This window comes from Mucilaginibacter lutimaris (assembly GCF_042676625.1).
In the GTDB taxonomy this organism is placed as follows: Bacteria; Bacteroidota; Bacteroidia; order Sphingobacteriales; family Sphingobacteriaceae; genus Mucilaginibacter; species Mucilaginibacter lutimaris.
Genome location: NZ_JBHTIA010000026.1, coordinates 82068 through 107475 on the forward strand (window position 1 = coordinate 82068; position 25408 = coordinate 107475).

Sequence of the window (25408 nt, forward strand, 5' to 3'; positions counted from 1 at the left end):
AATCTAAAATCAAATGACCCGGATAGGCCTCATATCAGATACCCACGGTTTTTTGGACGACTCGGTGTTTAAGCATTTTGAAAATTGCGATGAGATCTGGCATGCCGGAGATTTTGGGAATATCGAACTGGCAGATAAGCTCGCGGCCTTTAAACCACTAAAGGGGGTGTACGGTAATATTGATGGCAAAGACATCCGGCAGGTATATCCCGAGCACCTCCGTTTTATGTGTGAGGGTGTTGATGTTTGGATGACGCATATTGGTGGCTATCCAGACAGGTACAGCACTAATGTAAAGCCCGAAATCTACACCAATCCACCTAAGTTATTTATAACCGGGCATTCGCACATCTTAAAGGTGGTATTTGATAAAAAGATAAGTTGCCTCCATTTAAACCCCGGCGCAGCGGGAAAACAGGGGTGGCACAAGGTGCGTACCCTCATGCGCTTTAACATCAATAGCGATAAAATACAGGATCTGGAAGTAATTGAATTACACGGAAGATAGGTAATTGAAGTGAATGATAAAGGTAGCTGCTATGAACCATCATCTATAAGCTACTAAGCACCGGCCTTAGCGGCCTCCATTTCAAAAACAGAATCTATGAGCAAGTCTTTTTGCTTGCCGGCGGCTACCGCAAGCTGATCGCAACGCTCATTTTCGGGGTGGCCGTTGTGCCCGCGTACCCATACAAACTTAACGTTGTGCAGTTTGGCTATGTTGAGGTAGCGCATCCAAAGGTCTTTATTTTTTTTACCGGCAAAGCCTTTGGCAACCCAGCCGTTTACCCATCGCTTTTCAATAGCGTCGATAACGTATTTAGAATCCGAGAAAACAGTTACTGATTGATTGGGCGATTTGATAGCCTCGAGCCCTGTAATAACGGCAAGCAGTTCCATACGGTTGTTGGTGGTTTTGCGGAACCCGGCACTCAGCTCTTTATAATGCTGCCCCGATCTTAGAATTACCCCATAACCACCCGGCCCCGGGTTACCACTTGATGCACCGTCTGTGTAAATTTCTATCATTTGTAGTTCATGGTTGATGGTTCATAGTTGATAGCAAGAACCATTCTCTATGCCCCAAAAGTATAAAACTTTATTTAACGACCATTAACCATGATGTATGAACCATTATCTATTAACCCTTTTCACCTTCAACCTTAAAGAATTACCTATTACAATAACATCTGAGAATGCCATTGCCAAAGCCCCTACCATGGGGTTTAAAAAGCCGAGCGCGGCGACAGGAATCGCTATAATATTGTAGGCAAAAGCCCAAAATAGGTTTTGTTTAATGGTTAGCAGGGTATGCCTGCTTATCTGCAAAAACTTCACAACCGATTGCAGATCGGTATTCAGCAAAATTACCTTTGCGGATTGTATTGCTATCTGGCTGGCATCGTTCATAGATACCCCAACATCTGCCTGGGTTAGGGCAGGAGCATCGTTAATACCATCGCCTATCATAATGGTTTTGCCTTTTTTGCGGTACATATCAACCACCTTTAGCTTATCATCGGGCAGCATTTCGGGGTGTACTTCGTCAATGCCCAACGCTGTGGCTACGGTGGCGCAGCGTGTTTTTTTATCGCCACTCACCAGTACCGGGATAATGCCGTCCTTTTTTAATTGAGCTATCAATCCCGAGGCATCGGGTTTAATGGTATCATCAACCGCTATTTGCGCCATGCGCACCTGGTTACGGTATAAAGTTAAATTAAAATTATCAAGCGATTTATGTTTTGCAGTACCCAAGAAATAGTTGTTGCCATCTACATCTTCGGCACGCATACCCAGGCCTTTTTCTTCTTTAACCGTACGCAGTATAACTTTTTGCTGAGTTAACGATTGCAGTTCGGCTACCATCGATCTGGCTATGGGGTGGTTAGACCGTTCTTCGATAGCCACAATAACCCCGCGGATTTGCTCCATGGTAAAACCCTCCTCAGGTTTAATGTCATGAATGCTGAATTTGCCTGTGGTAAGCGTTCCTGTTTTATCAAATAATACGTATTTGGTATTGGCTACTGCTTCAATAGTATCGCCGCCTTTTATTAAGATGCCATTTTTAGCAGCACGGCCAAGGCCCACCATTACAGCAGTAGGTGTTGCCAGGCCCATTGCGCAAGGGCAGGAGATAACAAGTACCGCAATAGCATGCATCATAGAACGCTGTAAGCCGGCATCGGTAGCCAAATAAGTGATGGCAAACGTTGCCAGGGCTATCAGTATCACCACCGGCACAAATATCGAAGCTACCTTATCGCCAAGTTTTTGAACCGGCGGTTTGGCGGCCTGCGCTTTTTTCATCAGATCAATAATTTGCGATAGCGTACTGTTGGAGCCAACTTTGGTAGCCATAATGCGGATGTTGCCCTGCTGCAGGATAGTGCCGCCGATTACTTTATCATATTTTGTTTTAGCTACGGGTATGCTCTCTCCGGTTATCATGGCTTCGTTTATTAACGCATCGCCTGATAATATTTCGCCATCTACGGGTACCAGGTCGCCCTCGTTAACCAATAGGGTATCGCCGGATACTACTTCCTTAGCGCTTATGACCTCAACGCTACCATTTATTACGCGATTAGCATTTACCTGCTGAAACTTCATCAGATCTTTTACAGCCGAGGTAGTTTGGTTAACCGAGCGTTTCTCAAATACATTACCCAATAAAACTAAGGTGATTATGGTAGCGCAGGTCTCATAAAATAAGTAATTCCCGCCAAGGTGTTCAATGGTGCCAACCAGGCTGTATATAAAGGCCGAGGCCGACCCCACAAAGATCAATACATCCATATTGGGTGTACCATTCTTTAACGAACTGTAAGCGCTTTTACCAAAGTGCAGGCAGCCAACCGCAAAAACTGGCAAGCAAAGTATAAGCTGCACTATTGGATTATGCAAAAAATGCCAAGGAAAAACCATGTGCAGCAGGAGCGGGGCCGTAAACATAGCGCAGAAGATGAATTTATTCTCCACCTTTTCGTAAAAAGGTGTTGGCTGGATGTTTTCTTCATCAACAACTTTAAAGCCGAGGCCCTCTATATCTTTTATAATTTGCGGCAGTATAGATTGATCGTCTGTGCTGAATTTCACCTCCTCAGACGCGAAACTAACCAACACATCATGCAAGCCTTTCTTCTCCAGTAGCTTATGGATGCTCATTGCGCAATTATTGCAATGCATCCCGGTAACGTTCAACTCCACTAATTGCTCTGCCATAGTTACAAAAATAAATTAAGGTGCTGTTAAACAGGTAAGCAGAGTGTAATTTTAAAAAATGCTTTGTAAATTAGGTTTAGATTTCTATTTTTGCAGCCTCCAACACGGTAGATGTAGCTCAGTTGGTTAGAGCATCGGTTTGTGGTACCGAGGGTCGTGGGTTCGAGCCCCATCATTTACCCTTTATGGGGCGAAGTCTTTAAAACAGATTTTTGCCCCATTTTTTTGCCCGTAACTCCTTGTTTTTCATATATATTCGAACGCAGCCACGTTCATGTTTGTGGTTAATATCCCCACTTAGAATAGGCTTCTTCAAGCATTTAAAATGCGACAGTGGGCAGATCATACAGTCGTTAAGCGTATTAAAAGTTCATGACAGACTTATAGTTTTTGTGCTCGCAGCATCTCAGGGTCAATTCCTTGTAGGTACTGTTGAATAGTTGGCTGGATAGCAATATCCGGCAGCACGCCGCGCCCAAAAGGGTTACCGTGTTTTGGCGTATTTACTACAAACTTGAGAATGGGGATGGCTACTTCCAGGCCGGTATTTGGCAGTTGTAACGTTATTCGGTAGCCACTTGTATTTCCATAGTAACCGCCGGCTGTTTCTTCACCGATAAAGGTTGCATTGGTATGATTGCGCATCAGCGACGCGAATTCCGAACCGCCTGAGTACGTCAGCCCACTGGTCAATACGATGATGGCACCCGTATAAGGATCGGCCTGTGGCTTTTCGTGTTCTTCAACCCCAGGCTTGCGTAATATGCGACCGCCCCTGGACTTGTAATGTTCCGCTCTTAATGCGCTGTCAAGTCCCATCCAGTCAGATCTATAATCCGAAAACGGATAAAATGAGTAGTGAAAAGCGGAGGCTTGCACATAGCTATATTTCAGGTAATCATTGCGGATCATAAACGATAACAGGTAATCTTCGTAACCTTCTGTGCCGCCGCCATTTTTGCGGATATCGATAATAAGTTTGCTGACCCGCTGTTTTTTAATGCAGTAGAAAGCGTCTTTAACAAATGTATGAAAATCCATATTGGCTGCCGTATAGCGCCTTTTTTGAAAAGAATTGATAGTAAGAACAGCAGTAGCTGATGTGCTGTCGATGGCTAACTTCGCTGGTAGCGTAAATACGCTATTGGGGATAGAATTCAAAGCGGCCGTGTATTGCTTTCGCAAGGAGTCCAGTGGCAAACCCGGTAGCTTTGATAAGGTCAGTATCTTACCGCCAGCGTCTTTAAAACTAATTGTGAAAGCTTTGGTCGCCGGAAAGCAGCGCGCATAATAAAGATTGAACTTGGCGTTTTCTTCGATCCACCGGTATTTACCGGTTACGTTGTAGCCATCGGATGGTTCGAACGTCATAAATCGTTGAAGCAGCGTTCCCGCTTTTACCCCGTTAACCGACAGCAGTTCGCTACCCCTTGACCGAGCCATCGGCAAATCATTCAGAAGATAAATTTTCCCATTCAGAATCTTAATGAATACTGGCAGGTAACACACCCGCTGTTGCAAATATTGCTGCAAAACTTTACTTAGCCGAATATTGGTATGCCCTTCTTTGGTGTACGCGATGATGGGTGCAAGAAGCTGGTAAAATTCTAACCCGTTCATTCCATCATGTAGTTGGCCGCGCTTTTTTCGGACGTAACGATCGAATGCATCCTGGCTATTATACCAGTACAAGCCAGTATGCGCTTCTTTAAGCGAACGAATGGTCAGATCAAAATCCTGCTTTAGCAGCGGTAAAGAATAATGTTTCAGTTCCAAGCTGTCAGGCGCGTGCGCTTTAAGGATAAAAGGAATCAGTAACCATAGGGGGAAAAAAATGCGTTTTATCATCGGGCTCCGGGTCATCATCAATTACAAGGACGCTTGGTAAACCAAAACGTTACTGGTGAAGTTATAAAGTTATCGAAATATTCTATTATGCAACGCCATGTCACTGCCTTTTAGTCATCTTCACTTCTTTCATAACCAGTTCCACAAGTTCTTTTTCCAGATCGTTACGGTCGGCCAGGCTTGAATAATTCATTTTCCATTAATCAGCAATCATAAGTTCAACCTGATAGGTAGTATTGATATTTTAAAATCAGTACTATCTAAATATACCATTGTGAAATAATGCATGCTTTTATTAGATGTCAAATCAATCAATTCTTGCCTTTTTCCATCACATCATATTCTTTCAAGAAAATCGGCCAACCACTTCAAATCAGCGATAAACTTCGACGTAATTTGTACTGATAAGCACCCGCTACGCCTCTCATGAAAATGAGGGGCGTTTTTGTTTATAAGTATTTCAATCGGATGTTGAATTAGTACTTGGATGGTTCAATAAGTTTTAAATGTGACAATATACCCCTTGCTGGAGAATGCTTTCGAGGAACATAATTTTTAAAAGATGATGTTGTATAGTTGTCAAGATTGATATAAGCGTTGTAAATATCTTTGATATCAAACGACCAATCACTTGATGGATCGGCATCTAAACGAATAAAGTGAATTATATCATTATCAATTCTTGTGACTTTATATTTTTTTTGCTTAGGCACACTTTCAAATTCTTTTGATTGAAGTATAAGTTTTTTAAAATCCTTGAAGGGAATAATTGGTTGAGACTTTTTAAAATTCATAATTCTAATACATTTAAAAGCTACACAATCTCATTTAAAAAGATTTTTACTTGTTACTCCCCTGTCTTAATATCTTCTCCATCTTCCTGCCTTTAGCCAGTTCATCTACCAGCTTATCCAGGTACCTAACCTGCTGCGTTAATGGGTTATCTATTTCCTCGATACGATAACCGCAGATCATTCCGGTGATGAGTGAAGCGTTAGGGTTAACAGATGCTTGCTGAAAGAATTGTTCAAACGTTACTTTTTGTGCGATGAGATCATTCAGTTTCTCCTCATCGTAACCTGTTAGCCAGGTTATAACCTGGTTTAGTTCTTGTATGCTGCGGCCCTTAGCTTCTATCTTTTTAATGTACATAGGGTACACGGATGCAAAGGTCATCTTTGCTATCTTTTCATTATGCTTATCTGTGGTGATCATTTGCAGTGTTTTACTTCACAAAATAACAAGAAAATATCAGCCGCCGAAATGCTGTGGCAATTACCTGATGGGGTTGCTTCCACGCAGGCGCTGGTCGTCCGCTACTATACGTTCTATCATCTGGCTGTGCGAAGGGCTGTCGTCAGACGCGTTCAGGTCTATAGCGCCGTAATTGTTAAGCGTATCTGCCGCTTCCTGCGCTTCGCGGGGCGACTGCGCATGAACGGTTACAATTGACCCGTTGCGAGCCAATGTGGCATAATGCTCGGCTTTATTCTCATCATCTACCAACTGGCTAAAAAAGTTGCCTATGTGGTCGTGTCCGCTCGGCTGTGTGCCATGTGTGTGCACATCTACATTTTCGCTTATTAAACCGTTTGCCAGTAAATAAGAACTTGCTTCTTCGGCAAGCTCAGCATTTTCAAAAATTCCTACTACAGTTATCATAGTTGTTAAATAAATATCGGGTAACAATTGTTTTAGGCCAACTGTATGTATTAATTAACCGTAAGTTTTTTAAAAATAACAAGAATACCTAATATTGCGTTGTATTTACTTATGACAAAGATCTTCATCGGCGGCTTTCCGCTTGATATTTCCGAACTTGAGCTGGTGCAGCTGGTGAGCTGGCACGGTGCTGTTAGCACTATTAAAATTGTGCGTGATAAAAAAACGCGCGTTTGCAAGGGCTATGCCTTTATAGAAATGGAAAACCGCGCCGGCGCCGAAAATGCCGTAATAGCTTTAGATGGTACCATGTTTCAGGGCAGGGAGCTTAAATTAAGCATAACCGAAGACCAGCCTGTAAAAAAAGCGCCAAGCCCGAGGCCGTTTACAAGGCCGGCCGCACCTGCCGGTACTGCAGAGAGGCCTAAGCGCCCCCGCAGGCTATCATCATAATAGTTGTACTAAACTGCATAGTACACGGTTATACTTTAATCTGGCAAAACATAAACTGTATTTCATCGTTCAGTATTAAGCCGTTATCGGCATGGTTTAATATTTAATATATTTCTGTTGAAAAAAGTACTTTTTTTAGGCCTTTGGTTTATTGCTTTTAATGCCGGTGCACAAACCGTACCTGCCGATACCGGTAAAAAGGTGAACATTGTAGATACACTGAAGAAAGATCTTTTCACCGCCCCGGATACTGTTAAACATCTGCGCAGCAAGACCGCAGCCTTAATACCCCCCGCAATTTTAGTAGGGTATGGTTTAAGCTCGCTCGCTTTGAAACCCCTGCAAAGGTTTGACAGGTATGTTTACCAGGAAGCAAACGAACATAACTTCTCTACCACAAAGCATTACGAAGATTATTTCCAATATGCGCCGGTGGTGATGGTATATGCCGTTAACCTTGTTGGCGTGCACGGTAAAAACACTTTTGTAGATCGTACCCTTATTTACGTAATGGCGCAGGGGATGATGAACGCGGCGGTTTTTGGATTAAAGAATATTACCCACAGGCTTAGGCCAAACGGCAGCGACCGGCATTCGTTCCCATCCGGGCATACATCAAACTCATTTTTAGGGGCTGAGTTTATGGCGCAGGAACTGAACGAGAAATCTGTCTATTACGGCATCATAGGTTACACCTTTGCAACTACTACGGGTTTATTTCGCATTTACCACCAAAACCATTGGTTTAGCGATGTAGTGGCCGGTGCCGGTTTTGGTATCCTTTCTACCAAGGCAGCTTATTTAATTTATCCGCATATCCGAAACAAGTTATTTAAAAGCGGGCGCGATAAAGAGCGGAACCGCGATGTACCTACCGAGTTAAAAAAAGAGAACAAGAGTAGTTCTATCTTACTGCCGTCATACCAGGGTGGAGTGGTCGGTTTTCAATTTGCTATGCAATTTTAGGCTTTTATTACACTTAATATTGTGGCCCGGCATTTTGGTTCCGAAAATACATTACCGCGGCAATTATCAAGGCAATTGCAAACAAGATGGCCAGCGCTATTTTAATATAGCTTAAAGGGCGCTGCCCAATTACCTCGCCCGTGCTGGCATTTACAGTAAACTGGTAAACCTTATTGTTGTAATTGTACGCGCTAACCCAAACCGGCAGCATAATGTATTTAATAGCCTTATTGTTGTACTGGGTGTCGGTATGATCTATCCGCTGTTCGTCGCCGCCAATGTCATCCCTGATGGTATCGTTTATTTGAGATACGGTTTGTTCAATAGCCTTTACTAATCCTTTCTCGGGATCTAACTGGTAAGTTTCGGACCGGAAACCGCTGGTATAGCGCTCATCAAACTTTACCAGGTTGCTAAACTTCCAGGGCTCGAGCTTTACAAGTGTTTCTTCGGGTAACGATCTGCTGGCCGGGACAATAAGGTCTTCGAATTTACAATGTACCGTACCCGACGCGTAAGACCAACGGGTATGCCTTACCTGCCTTGTGCGGGTTTCAGACTGGCCGTTGTTGTTTACTGTATAAGTTTCGGTAGTGTAATAATAATCGCCACGTTCGCCCGTATAACGGGTTATGGTGTTCATATCATACGTCCAATGGGGAAGGTAAACGCCATTTAATATTGATGAACTATTGCTTACTTTTTTGGCCAGGTCATTTGGTGCCCACCAAAGCCCTGCGAGCCATTTTTTAAAAAAATCTGCACCTTGTTCCTTGGTAACCTCAAAAGGTAGGATGTAATGTGGTGGTACATATTGCAAACCGCTGCCGAGGTTTAGCACCAACGGCGATGCGCAAAACGGACACTTATCTGACGTGACAAAATTATCGAGCACAGTACGCGACCCGCAGTTATGGCAATCTACAATTTGCTGGTTATTTAACTGTTTGCCGGTGTCAATATTCCCCACGTAATCCTCAAAATCAACGGCTGTAATTTCGGTTGCCGTGGCGCTTTGCTCAATAGGGTTATTTTCGCCGCAATAATCGCATTGTAAACTGTGGGTGCCCGGTACAAAGTGTAGCAGGGCACCGCAGCCTTTGCACTTTAACGCATTGCTGATTTGGGCCGGCTTGGTAAGGTCGTTCATCTGTGTAATTTCGATGGTGCGGTTATAATATTGGCGGCGGCTCGTTATCAAAAGCGTCCGTAAGGTCGGTAACGCTGCCCGCGGCAGCCCACTCGGCCATTCCTTTTTTCCAAACCATGGTATCTTTTGTAATGGCTTTATTAGCTATCATGGATCTTATGTCGGTTAAAGTATGCGGCCCGTCAGATTTTCCATCCTTAACAATATGGTATAGTGCCGATGGGATAGGAGGAGCAGCGTCTGTAGCGGCAGTATTGGGGTCAAACTGATTTTGTTTAAATACATTGCCTACCTGGCCCATCATGGCGGCGCCAACGCCAAGGCCCATACCGGCGGCACCTAAATTGCCGCCAATGGTATTCTCTGCCGATTTTTCTATCGCATTAGCCGCCTGGAACTGGGCATAAGCGCCCAGGTTACCAATAATGCCCATTTCGCTGCGCTTATCAAGCACTTGTTCTACCTCGGGAGGTAACGAAATGTTTTCTACCAGCAACTTGGTTAGGTTAAGCCCCATCTCAATAAAATCGGGCTGTATGCTGTCGGCTATTAGTTGCCCCATCTCATTGTAATTGGCGGCAAGGTTTAGTATCGATATGTTAGATTGCGCAACGGCATCCATCCCGCGCGCAACTATCAGGTTACGCAGTTGCTCGTTTATATCCTGTACAACGAATTGCGGGTTAGTAGCTGCTATTTCGGTTATAAATTGTTTAGCATCCTGAACTTTGAAATTAAAAGTACCAAAAGCACGCAGCCTCACCGGCCCAAACTCGGCATCGCGTATCATAACCGGGTTTTTTGTGCCCCATTTTTGGTTCACGAACTGGCGCGTACTTACAAAAAACACATCTGCTTTAAAAGGGCTGTTAAAGCCATACTTCCAGCTGTTTAAAGTGGTAAGGATGGGCATATTTTGTGTTTGCAGCTCATACATGCCCGGGGTAAATACATCGGCAATGCGGCCTTCGTTCATAAAGATAGCCACCTGCGATTCGCGCACTGTGAGTTTAGCGCCCATTTTTATGGCGTTATCATTCCGTGGGAACTTCCAAACAAGGGTGTCCTGTGTGTTGTCTACCCATTCAATTACGTCAATTAACTCGTTCAGTAGTCTGCTAAAAAGGCCCATATATATCTTAGTTTATTTAAATAATAAATATGATGAAAAAAAAGCTCACCCGCCAAGTTTAAGCACTCATTTAATTAAAAAAGGGCAATACTAACGCAATTACAGTTTAGATTAGCATTAAACCTAATTGTTACTATACATGTGTCGGGCAAAATATTTAAGACAGATGCTATTACGGGTTGTTAACAAGCCTTTATAATTTTAGCTTAGCGCAAGTTATTGTATGAAGAATTTTCTTAAAATATTAAAGATTGACGAGTACTCGCTAACGCCGTATTACAGGCAGTTATGCAATTGTATTTTGCAGGGGATAGACGAAAAATTTATTGAGGAGAACGATATACTGCCCTCTATAAACGACCTGAGCATTGCGCTTGATATCTCAAGAAATATTGTAACGAAAGCATATAATACGCTGAAAAAGAGTGGTGTTATAAGTTCGGTACATGGCAAGGGGTATTATGTTTCTAACGTTAACCTCGACAGGCCTGTTAAGGTGTTGCTGCTGTTTAACAAGCTAAGCAGCCATAAAAAAATAATGTACGATGCCTTTGCCGGGGCGCTTGGCAATCAGGCCTCAATTGATTTTTATATTTATAATAACAGCTTCAATTTTTTTAAAAAGATACTTTTAGAAAAACAGGATAATTACGACAAAGTAGTAGTTGTGCCTCATTTTATTGATAAGATAGATAACGCTCACGAGGTAATAAACCAGATCCCTAAAGATAAACTGATACTTATGGGGAAACTGGTAGAAGGTGTTGAAGGTGATTTTAGCGCGGTTTACGAAGATTTTGAAAACGATATTTACAACGCGCTCGAACATTTAACAGACAATATAAAGCGCTATAATTCCTGCACAATAGTTTTCCCTAAAGATAGTTACTACCCGGTAGACATCCTGATAGGTTTCTTGAACTTTTGTAAGCAGTATAATTGCGATTACGATATCGTATCTGACCTGAACAGCGAAAAGATAGTAAAAGATACCCTATACATCACCCTTACCGAGGATGACCTTGTGGCCTTGATAAACTTACTGTTACAACAAAACCTGAAATTGAAAGAAGATGTAGGTATTATATCCTACAACGAAACACCGCTTAAAAAGTTTATACTAAACGGTATAACCACCATATCTACCGATTTTGAATTTATGGGTAAACACGCCGCCCAATTGGTATTAGACAGTTCATTTAGCCACATTAAAGTACCGTTCAACACCATCATCAGGGAGTCGATATAAGTTTAATTAGTTACAAATGACCGGAACTTCAGCGTTCGGCCTGCTTCAGGCTTAAAGGTTTTGCCACCATTGCCACCATTGGTACTTAATGATGCGCCACCACCTGCATTGGGCGCAAAATCGCTGTAGGCGTACCCATAACAACCTTTAGTGGATGCCGATTTTAGGACAAATACGTATTGCTGCCCTTTTAAAACCCGCATATTTGGCTTGACCATAATATTCTTAGCCGACCAACCAATAGCATCGGCAGGTATGTGCTGAGTGCTTAAGGGCAAACCGGCAGGTTGTTTAAACTTATTAGCTTTGTAAATCTCTACCAACAGATCGGCATCCGGATAATTGTTCTTAAATACAGTTATCTCCAGTTTATTCAGTTTTCCCGAACGTTTAATGGTAAAATATTGCGCCCTTGCAGTATCCTGCTTTATATCACCCTTTAAACTAAAATCCGCTTGTCCGGATGTGGCATCTAACCCTTTGGGTGGTGTGGAAGGTAGCGCCCTGGGCATTTTGTATACTTCAAAACATTTAAGCGGATTGATGGAACCATCGGCAGCAAAAGTTAAAGGGGCCCAGTAAAAATTGGCAAGTGCTTCGTTTTTGGCGGCGTTGTTCCAAAGGTCGCTGCCATACAGATAAACAGTTTCCGAATTTATTTTGATGGTAGATACAAAAGATGGTTGCCCCCCGCAGGAGTTATCGCTAATTTTGGTAGGCTTAGACCACGGCCCAAGCGGCGATGGCGCGGTGCGATAAGATGTACCTGTACCCGAACAATAGCCGCAATTAGGGTCGGAGTACACTACGTAATAAATACCTTTGCGTTTAAACAGGCCTGGTGCCTCTGTTTCTCCTTCGGTAATGCCTTTTACAAATTCGCCTGTACCTGTGAGGTAATCGTCGCTTAATTTTTCTATTACTATAGTACCTTTTGTTCTCCAGTCGGTAAATGCCAGGTAGGCTGTGCCGTCGTCATCTATAAAAGTATCATGGTCGCCATTATTGAGGCCGGCAATGGGCATATCGCTGTTTACAGCCAAATGAGGTTCTGCAACTTCGTTAAATGGCCCAACAGGCGTTTTGCTGGTAAATACACGGTAACCAACACGGTTATCGTATACGTTTATCCAAAGCACATATAATTTGTTTTTTTGATTGTAAATAACATGCGGGCGAAAGCAGCCGTAGGTTTTACCATCGCACCGGGTTTGCCAAACAGCAGTAGTGGCATCAAAAAGGTAGCCGCGGTCCGTCCAGCTATTCATGTCTTTAGACGAATACACCTTAAATCCGCAAAATGGCGCCCCTTTGTTACCCCACTGAAAACCGCAATCGTAACTGGTGCCATACAGGTAATAAGTGCCGTCGAAATAGGCTATCTCCCCATCGTGCGCGTCCACAGCGTTGCCAATGGTGCTAAAGCGAGTTATTTGCCCACCATTCTTATTAAAGTTTTTTATCTGGGCTGATGCTGCTATAGTTGTAATCACTAACATTATCAGGGTTATTTTACGTATAATACTCATAATAACAAACATAATAAAAGCATTAGGAAATGATACGTTTATCTATGTACGCAACAAACCAAGCAGATCGGCTTTAGAAAGCGATTGCAGGAATGATGTATCGGTTTTAATAAGGTCCTTAACCAACTGTTGTTTTGATGCCTGCATCTCTATTATTTTTTCCTCAACCGTGTTGGGGCATATTAGCCTTATGGCCATTACATTATTGTTTTGCCCTATACGGTGCGACCGGTCAATTGCCTGGTTCTCTACCGCGGGGTTCCACCACGGGTCTACCAGGTACACGTAGTCGGCCTCGGTAAGGTTTAAGCCCACACCGCCTGCTTTAAGGCTGATGAGGAATACCCGTATGTCAGGATTGTTTTGAAAATTGTTTACCGTGGCTTCCCGGTTGCGGCTGCTGCCCGTTAACCAGCTAAATTGTATGCCACGTGCGGTCAACTCTTTTTTAATCAGTTCCAGCATGCTCACAAACTGCGAGAATATCAATATCTTATGCTGTGGCGATTTGCTTTCTATTTGTTCCATCAGCACATCTATCTTGGCCGACTCATCGCCAGGTGGCTTATCGCCCGTGAGCAGCAAAGGCGAGTTGCAGATCTGGCGCAGGCGGGTAAGACCTTTTAACACGTTCATGGGGCTGCGCTTCAGCACGTCATCTGTTGTGGCAGATATATACTCCCTAAACTCTTTTTCGTAAGCATCATATATGCCGCGCTGTTGGGGTTGCAACGGGCAATAGAGTACCATTTCGGTTTTTTCGGGCAGTTCTTGGGCCACCTGCTGTTTGGTGCGCCTTAGTATAAATGGTTTTATTTTGGCCTGAAGTTCGTTAGAACGTTTCATCACCTTAAATTTATCTATAGGCACCGCGTAAATATCTTTAAAGTACTGCTTGGTACCCAGCAAGCCCGGGCAGGCGAATGATAGCTGCCCATACAGGTCGAACGTATTATTTTCTATAGGCGTACCGGTAATGGCAATACGATTGCGTGCCTTTAGCAGGCGAACGGCCTTATATCGCTGTGAATCGGGGTTTTTTATAGCCTGCGATTCATCAAGGAATACGTAATTGAACCGGTAGCTTTTCAGGAAATTTACGTCGGTTAACAATGTACCATAGGAGGTAAGGATCACCTCGAAAGTATCAAACTCATCGGTGTTCTTAATACGGTCGGCACCATAAATGGTATGTACGCGAATAGATGGTGCAAACTTCTTTAGCTCCATTTGCCAGTTAAATATCAGCGAGGTTGGCACAACCAACAGATTGGTATTGCGCTTTACCTTTTCGCGTTGCGAGAGGATGAAAGCGATGATCTGAAGTGTTTTACCCAAGCCCATATCATCGGCCAATACGCCCCCAAAGTTCAGGTCATCTAAAAAGTTGAGCCAGTTTAAGCCCTGGTGCTGGTAAGGTCGTAGTGTGCCTTTAAAATCGGGAGATACGGCAACATCCTTTATCGCCTCAAAATCCATTACCTTTAATTGCAGGTTTTGGATGTCAATTTTAGCGTCATCCTCCAGCATAGCATCGTCAAAAAGTTCGCTAACGGTCTGGAAGTTTGTTTTAGGAATCTGTAGGGTGTCATCCACTATCTCGCCCGAGTTAAAATATTCGGCAAACTTCTCTATCCATTCAGCAGGGAGGATGCCCAAAGTGCCGTCATCAAGCTGCACATATTTGCTTTTGTTGCGTACAGCCTTGTTCACTTGTTTTAAAGCGGCGCGCTTTCGGCCAAAACGTACATTAACCTCCGTATTAAACCAATTGATGCCGCTTAAAACCCTAATGGTAATGTTTACCTTGTTGGGGTTAAGCTTATTGCCTTCCAGCTCGTTAAAGCCTAAAACGGTAATGCCATTTGCCTTCCATTCTTCAAATACGTTCAAGAACCATTCTTCCTGTAAAAAGTAGCGTTTATGCAGGTAAAAGTAGGGCAGGTCGTCATTTTCCAACTGTTCGGGGAACCAGGGGTGTTGTTTAATGAGTAATGCTATAAAAGCCAGTTCGGCCTCATCATTGCGTTGCACTAAAAACTCTTTGCCCTTTGCATCCCTGCCATATATCATCCGTTTGGTGCGCACCGGTATCTCGGCCTCACCGTAACGCATAACGGGTAGTAACATTACATGGCGGCCAAAGTCCGAAAGGTAAATGATCTGCTCTGTTTCCTTAGCGAAGCCCTGCTGCTTCAATTGTACAGGTGTAGCCGGCTTAATGTGCTTATAGGCAACTAATATATTGTCTTGCAGTTTAGATAGAAATTCGTTTTTAAAATCTTCAAACTTAGACTGGTGTATAAGTAAATTGTCCGGCCGTTTTTTGAGCAAATCTATTAATGCCAACACCTGCAAGTTATCTACAAGGTAAAGGGTATCATTCAGCAGTACAAAATAATTAAAGCGCAGGTCGAGGTCCTTAAGCGGATGGTTCGTTTTGCCAATTGTTACCGAGCCCGAGATCTCGAAAAATTGCCCTTTGCTTTCTACCGTTAGCTTAACATCATGCGGCATCACAGCCACTTTTACGGGTACTACAGAAGTAGCAGTTATGTTCTCTGATATGGCGCTATCATGGTAGTAAAAGGGATAACCGGGCGTATTTTTTACAATGGCACGCAGGGCTTTAATATCTGCCTCGGTGCGTTTAGCGTTAAGGTGATTTTGAAACTTGTTGATGCCCGTGTAAAACTTAAGCCGGTTGTTATCGTCTGTTTCCCAGATTAGGTCTAATGGGTTAACCGAAGCCATTGGATTTTTGATCTTGCCCTCTTTAGTGGTTTGTGCCGAGTACAATTCAATGAATAAATACTGGTAATATTTATGCTGTTTTATAACTACACAAATCGTTCGTTCATCGTCCTTAATTTCTTGAGGTACATTGTTTAATATTAAACTACTTAAACCGGATAAGCTTTCTTTTGTAACCGGCATAAGCGATGCGCTTACCGGGATTACGGTTACGGCCTTATGCTGATAATCAAGTTTAAAATAACGGTCGAGGTCGTGCTCGTTCTCCAGCCCGTAATCAAGGGCCGCGCGTTTTAGTTTTTGGTGCCGAAGGTTATGATTAAAAAAAATGCCCAGTTCGTCCCTGCGGGTTATGGCACCCAGCACAAGGGCCTCGTGCTCGCAAAGTTTGCCCGGAGGGTTGTTGCAACTACAGGTGAATAACAGGCCATCGGCGTTTTGTACAATACCAACAGGTGGGAAAGCTCCGTTACTTTGATCAATAAATACGCCCTCGTTAACGGCTATGTGTTTTGGGGCAATGTGCTTGTACTTATCGGCATCCGGGTAAGCACCCGAAGCGGAGTTTTTGGCAATAATAACATCGGTGATATTTTGGAAAGGGACGTCCCTCAAAATAAAAACATGATCGGTTATGTGGTTGTCATGTGTGTTGCTCACCTGGTTACTGCTATTGCCTGCGGCGCTAAATATCCTAAGAATAATGTGTAAACTTCAATTAAATTATAAACACTGGCAGAGATTAATCCATGTATTCCCAAGCGCTTTGATAGCCGCCGGTTTGCTCCGCATAGGCCATCATATCCGCGTAAAATAGGAGGCGGGTAATGGTAGCGCTATCGCCAATGATAACCAGCTTTTTGCGTGCCCTTGTCATAGCCACATTCATACGGCGGATATCTGACAGGAAGCCTATGGTGCCATCCGGGTTGCTGCGCGTCATGCTTATATATACCACATCCCGTTCCTGCCCCTGGAAACTATCTATGGTGTTGATTGTGATCTTATCGGCGTAAGGCAGCAGGGCAGAGGCTTCAAACAGTTCCTTTAAAACCCTTATCTGGCTTTTGTAGGGCGAGATAATAGCAACCGACGGGAAGGGCAGGTCTTTAGCTTCAATCGTATCAGCCAATTGCTGTAAGTGTTTTAGCAGGAATACAGCTTCTTCGGGGTTAACGCTGCTGGTGCCGTCAGGTTTTTCATCAAAGCCACAGCCCGCGGTATCAACAAAGCTCATTGGCACATCGCCATCAAAAAGCAACTGTTTGGCTACCGATGCATTCGCCTTTAAGCGGCTCGAATAGAATTCTTTTGAAGAAAAGCCCATAATGGCTTCATTCATGCGGTATTGCTCTTCCAGTAGGGTAACCGCGTTGGGGTGCAATACGGCGCACTTTTCTAATAGTGTGGTACGTAACCCTTCGTTAGCTGCCTTAACAGATTTAATAGTTGGCGGCAACTGGAAATGATCGCCCGCCATAACTAATTTCTGCGCTTTCAGTATCGGGATCCAGCAGGCAGGTTCAAGCGCCTGCCCGGCTTCGTCAATCACAACTGTCTCAAACTTTATATCGCGCACCGTGTAGTGGTTGCTACCCACCAAAGTAGCGGTTATTACCTGCGCCTTAGCTATCAGGTCGTCAATAATAAATTGCTCTATTTTACCCGCGTCTTTTATCATGCGATGGGCTTCGTCAAACAGGGCTTTGCGCTGGTCGCGTTCGGCTTTGCCAAAGCTGCGTTTATATTTGTGGGCCATATCTTTATATCCCGCCGCCTGTTTTTTTAGTTGCTTAATATCTTTGGTATAGGCATGTGCCGCCATCTTGCTATCCAGCGTAAGCGACATCAATTTTTCGGATACTTTAGACGGGTTGCCCACACGAAGAACATTCAGGCCTTCGTTGGCCAGTTTCTCGCTTAACAGGTCTACAGCAGTGTTACTCGGCGCAACAACCAATATCTGTTTGCCATCCTGTTTAATAAGGCGTTTAATAGCCTGTATAAGGGTGGTGGTTTTGCCTGTTCCCGGCGGGCCGTGTACAATGGTAAGGTCTTGCGCGGCCAATACTTTTTGCGCGGCGGTGTATTGTGATGCGTTTAAGCCATCTATAGGGGCTTCGTAAATCTCATCGAAAGAAGGTTCCGCCAGCCCGGTTAAAATACGGATAAGCTTACCTTCGGGCTTATCTGCTAATGCCGATGCCTGTTTAAGGGCGTTCTGCATTTCATCGTAACTGTTGTTATCAAAAAGCAATTCGATACCCAGTTTGCCATTGCGTGTCCAGTCGGGTAGTTCATCTGTAAAGAGAGTAATCGTCAAGCGGTCGCCGCCTGCATAGGCAATTGTGCCTTCAACACGATCGATGCCGGCATCATGGTTTGAAAATAATACCGCAGGCGCCCCAAATTTAAACTGGTGGCTTATATCTTTATTGGTGGTACGTTCGACCTCAACGGTTAAATAATCGCCGCGGCTTGGTTCCTGGCCGCGGATGGCGATAGGGTACCAGGTAATGCCTGCCGAGCGCCTATCTGTAACTGATGTTGTTTGCGTTAGTTTTAAGTACAATGCCCGGTCTTCGTCGCGTTCGGTTTTGAGCAGCGAGAGCAGGTTTTTAAAATAATCCATTGCTGCAAAGGTAAACCAAATGCCTTAAAATTATTGCTAAGGGCATTAGCAATCTATTCTAAGCAAATACTTTTTTCACAATCATTAGGAGTATCAGCTATAAAAACAGCTTAATGGCAATCCAACAACTTTAACATTCCAATAAAAAATATTTCTTAAAACTATAATCATTTAACAGGGTTGTTTTAGAAACTAAAGACAAAGACTAAAAAACAACACTTATGAAAGCAGCCGTTTTTCACAAACCCGGAGACATCAGATACGATACCGTTGAAGACCCGCGTATAGAAGACCCGAGAGATGTTATCCTTAAAGTTACCTCAACCGCAATCTGCGGATCAGACCTGCACATCCTGAGCGGTGGTGTGCCTCAAACAGAGCCGATGGTAATGGGACACGAGTTTATGGGCATTGTAGAAGAGGTTGGCTCGGCCATCACCAATCTAAAAAAAGGAGACCGTGTAGTGGTGCCGTTCCCAATTGCATGTGGCCATTGCTTCTTTTGTAACCATGGCGCATCGCCAAGCTGCGAAAACTCCAACTATAAACACTACGGCCCTAATGGCGATATGATGGACCAGAAAGGTGCCGCCTTATTTGGCTACACCGACCTTTACGGCGGTTACAGCGGCGGGCAGGCGCAATATGTGCGTGTGCCTTATGCCGATATAAGTCCGCGCATAGTGCCCGATAACATGACCGACGAGCAGGTATTGTTCCTTACAGACATTTTCCCTACAGGGTGGAGCGCTATTGACTGGGCTCAACTAAAGGGTGGCGAGGTTGTAGCCATTTTTGGCTCGGGCCCGGTTGGGTTAATGGCGCAAAAGGCTGCATGGTTAAACGGTGCAAGCCGCGTAATAGCTATCGACCCGCTTAACTACCGTTTAGAGAAAGCCCGCCAGGTTAATAAAGTAGATACACTTAACCCCGATGAGATTGACGTAGTAGAGGCTATTCGAGAAATGACTGGCGGCCGTGGTGCCGATGTATGCGTAGATGCCGTTGGCTTTGAGCCCGACCGTACCATACTTGATAAAGCCAAAGCCCTTGTAAATTTTGAGGTTGGCAGCATGAAGGTTTTAGATATGGCATTTAAAGCTGTTCGCCGCAGTGGTACGGTTACCATTATGGGAGTTTATGGTTCTACATATGATAACTTCCCCATGCACCGCATTTTTGATAAAGGCTTAACCATTAGGCAGGGCCAGGCGCCGGTGCTAAACTACATCGACCACCTGATCGATCTTGTTAAAGAAGAGAAGGTTGTACTTGATGATATTATTAGCCACAGGTTGGCGCTTAGCGAGGTTACCAAAGGCTACGAAATATTTGAGAAGAAAGAAGACGACTGTGTAAAAGTTGTTTTAAACCCCTGGGAATAAACAGAGATATACCGGCTATCGCTTTTGCGGTAGCCGTTTTAAATTTTATAATGATATGAGTACCGAACAGGAAACACCCGAAAAACAAGACCATCAACCCGGTGTAGAGGCCGAAATGGACCCAAGGCCGGAGTATATAAAACCCGATTATAAAGCAGCAAATAAACTTGCGGGCAAGGTTGCATTAATAACCGGTGGTGATAGCGGTATTGGCCGTGCTGTTGCAGTGCATTATGCCTACGAGGGTGCCGATGTTGCCATTGTATATTTAGAAGAAGATGGCGATGCCGAAGAAACACAGGGACTGGTAGCAGCCGCCGGGCAGCAATGCTTGCTCATTAAAGGAGATGTTAAAGACCGCGATTTTTGCCGCCGGGCTGTTGAGCAAACGGTTGAAACACTCGGCAAATTGAACATCCTGGTGAACAACGCCGGTATGCAGGTGCCGCAAAAAGAATTTAAAGACATTACCGAGCAACAGTTAGAAGATACCTTTAAGACCAATATCTTCGCTTACTTCCACTTTGCTACCGCCGCTTTAGATCATTTGCATGAAGGGGACGCCATTATCAACACCACTTCGGTAACAGCATACCGCTCATCGCCAAACCTGATAGACTATTCATCGACCAAAGGCGCTATAACCACTTTTACGCGTTCGCTGGCTACCAATTTGGTTGATAAGAAGATAAGAGTGAACGCCGTAGCCCCGGGACCGGTTTGGACGCCGCTCATCGTATCAACATTTGATGAGGAAAAAATAAAGGAGTTTGGCAGCGAAACCGCCATGAAGCGGGCCGGGCAACCATCAGAGTTAGGGCCGGCCTATGTTTTCCTCGCGTCTGATGATGCCTCATTCATTACCGGGCAGGTAATACACATTAATGGCGGCGAAGTTGTGAATGGCTAATAAATTAATACTCGGATGAAAAAGGAAACGGTTAAATTTTATTTCATGCTATTATTAATGGCATTGGTGTTTTTTGCCAGCGCAATACATCCCTGGCTGTAGCCAATTACACAACAATCGCGAATCTCTAACATCTAAATATCTAAAACTATGAGTGCTACTAAATATGCCTTAATAACCGGCGCAACAAGCGGTATTGGCTACGAACTGGCAAAATTATTTGCCAAAGACAATTATAACCTGATTATTGTGTCGCGCGATCAGCAGCAGCTGGACAAAACGGCGGCCGAACTACAGGAAAGCGGCGTAGATGTAATAACCTTTGCCAAAGACCTGTTTAACCGCGACGAGGTTTTTTCATTGTGTGATGATGTTAAACGTACAGGTATACAGGTTGATGTACTGGTTAACGATGCCGGCCAGGGGGCTTATGGCTTGTTTAAAGATAACGACATTGAACGCGAGCTAAAAATAATAGACCTTAACATTGGCGCTTTAACCATACTCACCAAACACTTTTTAAAAGAGATGGTGGCCCGCAACGAAGGTAAGATCCTTAACCTCGCGTCTATAGCCAGCGAAACACCGGGCCCATGGCAGGCAGTATATCACGGTACCAAAGCCTACGTACTATCGTTAACCGAGGCTATCCGCGAAGAGGTAAAGGATACCAACATCACCGTTACCGCGCTGCTGCCGGGTGCTACCGATACCGATTTCTTTAATAAAGCAGGTATGCAGGATGCTAAGATAGTGCAGGATAAAGAGTCGCTTTCTAATCCGGCAGATGTTGCCAAAGATGGTTATAATGCGCTTATGGCTGGTGATGACAAGATCATTTCGGGCTTTAAAAACAAAGTGATGGTAGGCATGAGCCACATTACGCCTGATACAATGGTTGCCCACAACATGGCCGAAATGCAAAAGCCTGTTGAGAAGGATAGCTAATATTTTTTCATGTTGTATTCATTGGCCGTTTCAAACTTATTTGAAACGGCCTTTTTTGCATTGGTTAACAGCATAGCATTTGTAAGATGTTTATTTATATTTGGTTACCAATAAAATCTACTATTATGAAAATTACGATCCCTGTTTCTAAAGCACTTCTTGTCGCTGCTTTAACTTTTATAGCCGGTGTTGCATCCGCGCAGCATACGGTTAGCAAGCTATGGCAAACCCCGGCTACATTGGCCACGCCCGAGTCGGTATTACCGGCAAACGGTATTTTATATGTATCACTGATAGATGGCGACGCCTGGGCAAAAGATGGCAAAGGCGGTATTGCCAAAGTTTCGTTAAGCGGAAAGATAATTGATACCAGTTGGGTAACCGGCTTAAACGCGCCAAAGGGTATGGCCATTAGGGGCAATTGGCTTTACATAGGCGATGTTGATGAAGTTGTGGTGGTAAATATAAAAACCGGTAAGGTTGATCATAAAGTACCGGTTAAAGGCGCAAAAGGCTTAAATGATGTTACGGTAGATAAGGCAGGCGCTGTTTACGTAAGCGATAGCATGACCGGCCTTGTACACAAAATAGTTGGTAACAAAGTAACTACCTTCCTGCAAAACCAAAAAGGCGTAAACGGTTTAAGGGCCGTAAATGATAAACTTTATGTACTAACCGGCGATGGCGCGTATATTGTGGGCACCGATAAAACCCCGATGAAACTTACAACGCTTGAACATGGCGGCGATGGTATTGAACCTGTAGGCAATGGCGATATGTTAGCTACGGCCTGGCAGGGTTACCTTTACTACATACAGGCTAATGGAAACAAAGACGTGCTTTTAGATACACACTCCACAAATGATAAAACAGCCGATATTGGTTACGACGCTAAAAGCCGCATAATTTATGTGCCTACATTCCTGGGTAAAAGCGTGGTAGCTTACAAGCTTAAATAAACCGGCAAAGCTAAACAACTCTCCCGCAAACAATTTCAGCGCGCTTTAATTATTATTTAACATACTGTTTATGTTATTTTAATAATAAGCCGATGGATATCATCATTAAAATATTTGGAGAGGGTAAAGACCTTACCGTATTGCAAATGAGTGCAAGGGCTGTATCAGTTTACTTTATTGCAATGGCATTAATTCGTATATCGGGCAAGCGCACGTTCGCTAAAAAAACGGGTTTTGATACCATCATGCAAATTATTTTTGGTGCGGTATTAAGCAGGGCCATTGTTGGCGCGTCGCCATTTATATCTACTATAGGCGCCTGCCTTGCCATGGTTTTGCTGCATCGTGGCCTGGCCTGGCTTATTATAAAAAGCAAGCGCATCGAACACTTTTTTAAAGGCGACCGCGAAGTGCTTTTTGAGAACGGCGAAATTAAGCATGATAAACTAAACAGCAGCCTCATGACACAAGACGACCTGATGAGCGATGTGCGCCTTAAAGCCAATGTTGACGATTACGATGAAGTGCAAACTATATATCGCGAAAATACCGGGGAGTTGAGTGTTGTGAAGAAAAAAGGTTGATGCTTTAGCATACATTCCTTTTCTTTGAGATGTAAACCACCAACTCAATTTGAAAGATATTTTTGGCCAAGCGTTATTCGGCTATTTTAAGGGCGACGGCAAACATAAACTATGGATAAATAATACCTATGGCGCTAAAGAAGAAATGCCGCTGGATGTATATTTCCGTACCGAAGATGAAATGCCCGACCTGGAGCTTATAGCTATAAACAAGTGCAGGGGTAAGGTATTAGATATTGGAGCGGGGGCAGGCAGCCACGCGTTGATCTTACAGGGCAAAGGCCTTGATGTTACAGCACTTGACATTTCTGACCTTGCCGTAACCATTATGCTGCAACGTGGTGTAAAACTGGCTGTAGCGGCCGATGTTTTTACCTATCAGCGGGATAAATACGATACCCTGTTGCTAATGATGAACGGTATAGGCCTATGCGGAACCATCCAACAATTACGGCTATTTTTACAACATGCTAAAACGCTCCTGAACAAAGGAGGCCAATTGATATTCGATTCTTCTGATATTGCATATTTGTATGACGGCGATGTGCCTGTTAGGGATGACTACTACGGCGAACTTTCATACCAGTATGTTTACAAAGGCCAAAAAAACAATTGGTTTAAGTGGCTTTATATTGATGCTGAAAAGCTAAAAACAATTGCTACCGAAGAGGGCTGGGTAGTTGAAGTTTTATATGAAGATGATATGGACCAGTATCTGGCAAGGCTAATACCGCTTAATTAAATAAGGATGAAAAACGTTTACAAATTCATTAGGATCGTTACCCTGCTTATACTGACAACGGCAGGCACAGTATCGGCACAAGGTCAGAAACTGCCCGGATGGGCTTTTGGTCCATTTATCAGGCCGGTAGGGGTAAACCCTTTGATCAGTCCGGATACTACCAGTAGGTTTTACGACCCGATGCGCAAAAGGCAGATGGATTGGGAGTCTAATGATACGTTTAACCCGGCGGCTACCATTAAGGATGGCAAGATCTATATTCTTTACCGTGCCGAGGATAAATCGGGTATAGGTATCGGCGGCCGTACATCCCGCCTGGGTTTGGCCGAAAGCAGCAACGGTACCACGGTAAAACGCTCGCCTGCGCCTGTGCTTTATCCTGATAACGATAGCCAGAAAGAATTTGAATGGACAGGGGGCTGCGAAGACCCGCGTGTTGCTATGACAGCCAACGGCACCTATGTTGTTTTTTACACCCAATGGAACCACGATATGCCCCGCCTTGGTGTAGCAACTTCAAGAGATCTTAAAAAGTGGACCAAACACGGCCCCATTTTTCGTAAAGCTTATAACGGCAGGTTTTTTAACATTGCCAGCAAATCAGCATCAATTATTACAAAACTGGTTAACGGTAAACAGGTAATTGCCAAAATAAATGGCAAGTACTGGATGTATTGGGGCGAATTGGGGGTGTTTGCAGCAACCTCAACCGATTTGGTGAATTGGACACCGCTTGTTAAAGAGGACGGTAGCCTGAGGCCATTGATATCACCTCGTAAAAACTATTTCGACAGCGACCTTACAGAGTGCGGCCCGCCCGCTGTTATGACGCCCAGGGGCATTTTACTATTATACAACGGCAAGAACAATAAAGACCATGGCGATAAAAATTATACAGCTAATTCGTATTGCGGCGGTCAGGTTATTTTTTCACCTACCGACCCAACAAAACCCCTGAACCGCTTAGATAAGCCCTTTTTTGTACCACAGGAAGCCTTTGAAAAAAGCGGCCAGTATCCGGCCGGTACCGTATTTATGGAAGGGCTGGTATACTTTAAAAAGAAATGGTTTTTATACTATGGCTGTGCCGATTCGAGGGTAGGGGTTGCTATATATACCCCGGGCAAGTAAAAGCCGAATATAACAGCTTTTGACTTGTCCTAAAATAAGTTTACACTTAAATAGTGTAAAAGATGAACAAGCTAAAAGAAGAAAAGATCATCAATGACCATCTTATCCAGGGGATAAGTTTTCGTAGCTTAGCGTTAAAGTATGGC

22 protein-coding genes and 1 tRNA gene are annotated in these 25408 nt (G+C 43.9%); 12 read left to right on the top strand and 11 right to left on the bottom strand.

The features are described from left to right. Window positions 1–13: 13 nt before the first annotated feature. Entirely contained in the window at window positions 14–508 is a 495-nt protein-coding gene (locus ACFQZI_RS20760; RefSeq protein ID WP_377145939.1) for a metallophosphoesterase family protein, read from the top strand. Window positions 509–561: 53 nt separating this feature from the next. Here the strand turns inward: ACFQZI_RS20760 and rnhA are convergent, their stop codons facing one another. Next, entirely contained in the window at window positions 562–1029 is a 468-nt protein-coding gene (gene rnhA, locus ACFQZI_RS20765) for a ribonuclease HI (RefSeq protein WP_377145941.1), read from the bottom strand. A 105-nt stretch (window positions 1030–1134) separates the two neighbouring features. Continuing rightward, on the bottom strand, window positions 1135–3228 hold the full coding sequence (locus ACFQZI_RS20770) for a heavy metal translocating P-type ATPase (RefSeq protein WP_377145943.1): 2094 nt from the start codon (window positions 3226–3228) through the stop codon (window positions 1135–1137). Between the two features lie 107 nt (window positions 3229–3335). Between ACFQZI_RS20770 and ACFQZI_RS20775 the strand changes: the two genes are divergently transcribed. Then, window positions 3336–3409, top strand: a tRNA-His gene (locus tag ACFQZI_RS20775). A 200-nt stretch (window positions 3410–3609) separates the two neighbouring features. On the opposite strand, the gene ACFQZI_RS20780 is transcribed toward ACFQZI_RS20775, so the two are convergent. From ACFQZI_RS20780 to ACFQZI_RS20795, 4 genes are all read right to left on the bottom strand, one after another. Continuing rightward, window positions 3610–5076 carry a S41 family peptidase gene (locus ACFQZI_RS20780; RefSeq protein ID WP_377145945.1) on the bottom strand — a complete coding sequence of 489 codons (1467 nt, stop codon included), beginning with the start codon at window positions 5074–5076 and terminating at the stop codon, window positions 3610–3612. Window positions 5077–5552: 476 nt separating this feature from the next. Beyond that, entirely contained in the window at window positions 5553–5870 is a 318-nt protein-coding gene (locus ACFQZI_RS20785; RefSeq protein ID WP_377145946.1) for a hypothetical protein, read from the bottom strand. A 46-nt stretch (window positions 5871–5916) separates the two neighbouring features. Beyond that, complete coding sequence (locus tag ACFQZI_RS20790) at window positions 5917–6291, bottom strand: DUF2200 domain-containing protein (RefSeq protein ID WP_377145948.1); 375 nt, start codon at window positions 6289–6291, stop codon at window positions 5917–5919. A gap of 60 nt (window positions 6292–6351) precedes the next feature. Beyond that, window positions 6352–6738, bottom strand: coding sequence for a hypothetical protein (locus ACFQZI_RS20795; RefSeq protein ID WP_377145950.1), 387 nt, complete (start codon window positions 6736–6738; stop codon window positions 6352–6354). 111 nt (window positions 6739–6849) lie between these two features. Between ACFQZI_RS20795 and ACFQZI_RS20800 the strand changes: the two genes are divergently transcribed. Together ACFQZI_RS20800 and ACFQZI_RS20805 are read left to right on the top strand one after the other, a co-directional pair. After that, complete coding sequence (locus ACFQZI_RS20800) at window positions 6850–7191, top strand: RNA recognition motif domain-containing protein (RefSeq protein WP_377145952.1); 342 nt, start codon at window positions 6850–6852, stop codon at window positions 7189–7191. Window positions 7192–7308: 117 nt separating this feature from the next. Then, complete coding sequence (locus tag ACFQZI_RS20805; protein ID WP_377145955.1) at window positions 7309–8157, top strand: phosphatase PAP2 family protein; 849 nt, start codon at window positions 7309–7311, stop codon at window positions 8155–8157. Window positions 8158–8170: 13 nt separating this feature from the next. Here ACFQZI_RS20805 and ACFQZI_RS20810 read toward each other — a convergent pair whose 3' ends face one another. Both ACFQZI_RS20810 and ACFQZI_RS20815 read right to left on the bottom strand, forming a co-directional pair. Further along, entirely contained in the window at window positions 8171–9358 is a 1188-nt protein-coding gene (locus tag ACFQZI_RS20810) for a hypothetical protein (protein ID WP_377145957.1), read from the bottom strand. Continuing rightward, on the bottom strand, window positions 9330–10439 hold the full coding sequence (locus tag ACFQZI_RS20815) for an SPFH domain-containing protein (RefSeq protein WP_377145959.1): 1110 nt from the start codon (window positions 10437–10439) through the stop codon (window positions 9330–9332). The genes ACFQZI_RS20810 and ACFQZI_RS20815 overlap by 29 nt, the downstream gene beginning before the upstream one ends. Before the next feature lie 223 nt (window positions 10440–10662). Here ACFQZI_RS20815 and ACFQZI_RS20820 point away from each other — a divergent pair, with 223 nt between their 5' ends. Continuing rightward, window positions 10663–11688: a GntR family transcriptional regulator gene (locus tag ACFQZI_RS20820; RefSeq protein WP_377145961.1), complete on the top strand. Its 1026-nt coding sequence runs from the start codon at window positions 10663–10665 to the stop codon at window positions 11686–11688. 2 nt (window positions 11689–11690) lie between these two features. On the opposite strand, the gene ACFQZI_RS20825 is transcribed toward ACFQZI_RS20820, so the two are convergent. The 3 genes from ACFQZI_RS20825 to ACFQZI_RS20835 all read right to left on the bottom strand — a co-directional run bounded on the left by ACFQZI_RS20825 (window position 11691) and on the right by ACFQZI_RS20835 (window position 18603). Further along, a complete protein-coding gene (locus ACFQZI_RS20825) occupies window positions 11691–13217 on the bottom strand; it encodes a family 43 glycosylhydrolase (protein WP_377145963.1) in 1527 nt (508 codons plus the stop codon). 42 nt (window positions 13218–13259) lie between these two features. Further along, window positions 13260–16631: a DEAD/DEAH box helicase gene (locus tag ACFQZI_RS20830; RefSeq protein ID WP_377145965.1), complete on the bottom strand. Its 3372-nt coding sequence runs from the start codon at window positions 16629–16631 to the stop codon at window positions 13260–13262. 82 nt (window positions 16632–16713) lie between these two features. Further along, complete coding sequence (locus tag ACFQZI_RS20835) at window positions 16714–18603, bottom strand: AAA domain-containing protein (protein WP_377145967.1); 1890 nt, start codon at window positions 18601–18603, stop codon at window positions 16714–16716. A 221-nt stretch (window positions 18604–18824) separates the two neighbouring features. Between ACFQZI_RS20835 and ACFQZI_RS20840 the strand changes: the two genes are divergently transcribed. The 7 genes from ACFQZI_RS20840 to ACFQZI_RS20870 all read left to right on the top strand — a co-directional run bounded on the left by ACFQZI_RS20840 (window position 18825) and on the right by ACFQZI_RS20870 (window position 25262). Then, the gene (locus tag ACFQZI_RS20840; RefSeq protein WP_377145969.1) at window positions 18825–19988 is read left to right on the top strand and encodes a zinc-dependent alcohol dehydrogenase; all 1164 of its coding nucleotides are present in this window, start codon (window positions 18825–18827) and stop codon (window positions 19986–19988) included. Between the two features lie 55 nt (window positions 19989–20043). After that, complete coding sequence (locus ACFQZI_RS20845; protein WP_377145971.1) at window positions 20044–20898, top strand: SDR family oxidoreductase; 855 nt, start codon at window positions 20044–20046, stop codon at window positions 20896–20898. A gap of 150 nt (window positions 20899–21048) precedes the next feature. Then, entirely contained in the window at window positions 21049–21846 is a 798-nt protein-coding gene (locus ACFQZI_RS20850; RefSeq protein WP_377145973.1) for an SDR family NAD(P)-dependent oxidoreductase, read from the top strand. Between the two features lie 125 nt (window positions 21847–21971). Further along, window positions 21972–22805, top strand: coding sequence for an ATP-binding protein (locus ACFQZI_RS20855; RefSeq protein ID WP_377145975.1), 834 nt, complete (start codon window positions 21972–21974; stop codon window positions 22803–22805). A gap of 92 nt (window positions 22806–22897) precedes the next feature. After that, window positions 22898–23389, top strand: coding sequence for a DUF421 domain-containing protein (locus ACFQZI_RS20860; RefSeq protein ID WP_377145977.1), 492 nt, complete (start codon window positions 22898–22900; stop codon window positions 23387–23389). A gap of 49 nt (window positions 23390–23438) precedes the next feature. Further along, complete coding sequence (locus ACFQZI_RS20865; protein WP_377145979.1) at window positions 23439–24131, top strand: class I SAM-dependent methyltransferase; 693 nt, start codon at window positions 23439–23441, stop codon at window positions 24129–24131. A 6-nt stretch (window positions 24132–24137) separates the two neighbouring features. After that, window positions 24138–25262 (top strand): glycoside hydrolase family 130 protein, encoded by a 1125-nt coding sequence (locus ACFQZI_RS20870; RefSeq protein WP_377145980.1) that lies wholly within the window; start codon window positions 24138–24140, stop codon window positions 25260–25262. Window positions 25263–25408: the final 146 nt, after the last annotated feature.

Coding starts and splice junctions, on each gene's coding strand:
- ACFQZI_RS20860 (WP_377145977.1), top strand. CDS start 22,898: ATGGATATCATCATTAAAATATTTGGAGAGGGTAAAGACCTTACCGTA.
- ACFQZI_RS20845 (WP_377145971.1), top strand. CDS start 20,044: ATGAGTACCGAACAGGAAACACCCGAAAAACAAGACCATCAACCCGGT.
- ACFQZI_RS20770 (WP_377145943.1), bottom strand. CDS start 3,228: ATGGCAGAGCAATTAGTGGAGTTGAACGTTACCGGGATGCATTGCAAT.
- ACFQZI_RS20795 (WP_377145950.1), bottom strand. CDS start 6,738: ATGATAACTGTAGTAGGAATTTTTGAAAATGCTGAGCTTGCCGAAGAA.
- ACFQZI_RS20870 (WP_377145980.1), top strand. CDS start 24,138: ATGAAAAACGTTTACAAATTCATTAGGATCGTTACCCTGCTTATACTG.
- ACFQZI_RS20760 (WP_377145939.1), top strand. CDS start 14: ATGACCCGGATAGGCCTCATATCAGATACCCACGGTTTTTTGGACGAC.
- ACFQZI_RS20815 (WP_377145959.1), bottom strand. CDS start 10,439: ATGGGCCTTTTTAGCAGACTACTGAACGAGTTAATTGACGTAATTGAA.
- ACFQZI_RS20855 (WP_377145975.1), top strand. CDS start 21,972: ATGAAAATTACGATCCCTGTTTCTAAAGCACTTCTTGTCGCTGCTTTA.
- ACFQZI_RS20825 (WP_377145963.1), bottom strand. CDS start 13,217: ATGAGTATTATACGTAAAATAACCCTGATAATGTTAGTGATTACAACT.
- ACFQZI_RS20800 (WP_377145952.1), top strand. CDS start 6,850: ATGACAAAGATCTTCATCGGCGGCTTTCCGCTTGATATTTCCGAACTT.
- ACFQZI_RS20840 (WP_377145969.1), top strand. CDS start 18,825: ATGAAAGCAGCCGTTTTTCACAAACCCGGAGACATCAGATACGATACC.
- ACFQZI_RS20835 (WP_377145967.1), bottom strand. CDS start 18,603: ATGGATTATTTTAAAAACCTGCTCTCGCTGCTCAAAACCGAACGCGAC.
- rnhA (WP_377145941.1), bottom strand. CDS start 1,029: ATGATAGAAATTTACACAGACGGTGCATCAAGTGGTAACCCGGGGCCG.
- ACFQZI_RS20820 (WP_377145961.1), top strand. CDS start 10,663: ATGAAGAATTTTCTTAAAATATTAAAGATTGACGAGTACTCGCTAACG.
- ACFQZI_RS20790 (WP_377145948.1), bottom strand. CDS start 6,291: ATGATCACCACAGATAAGCATAATGAAAAGATAGCAAAGATGACCTTT.
- ACFQZI_RS20780 (WP_377145945.1), bottom strand. CDS start 5,076: ATGATAAAACGCATTTTTTTCCCCCTATGGTTACTGATTCCTTTTATC.
- ACFQZI_RS20785 (WP_377145946.1), bottom strand. CDS start 5,870: ATGAATTTTAAAAAGTCTCAACCAATTATTCCCTTCAAGGATTTTAAA.
- ACFQZI_RS20850 (WP_377145973.1), top strand. CDS start 21,049: ATGAGTGCTACTAAATATGCCTTAATAACCGGCGCAACAAGCGGTATT.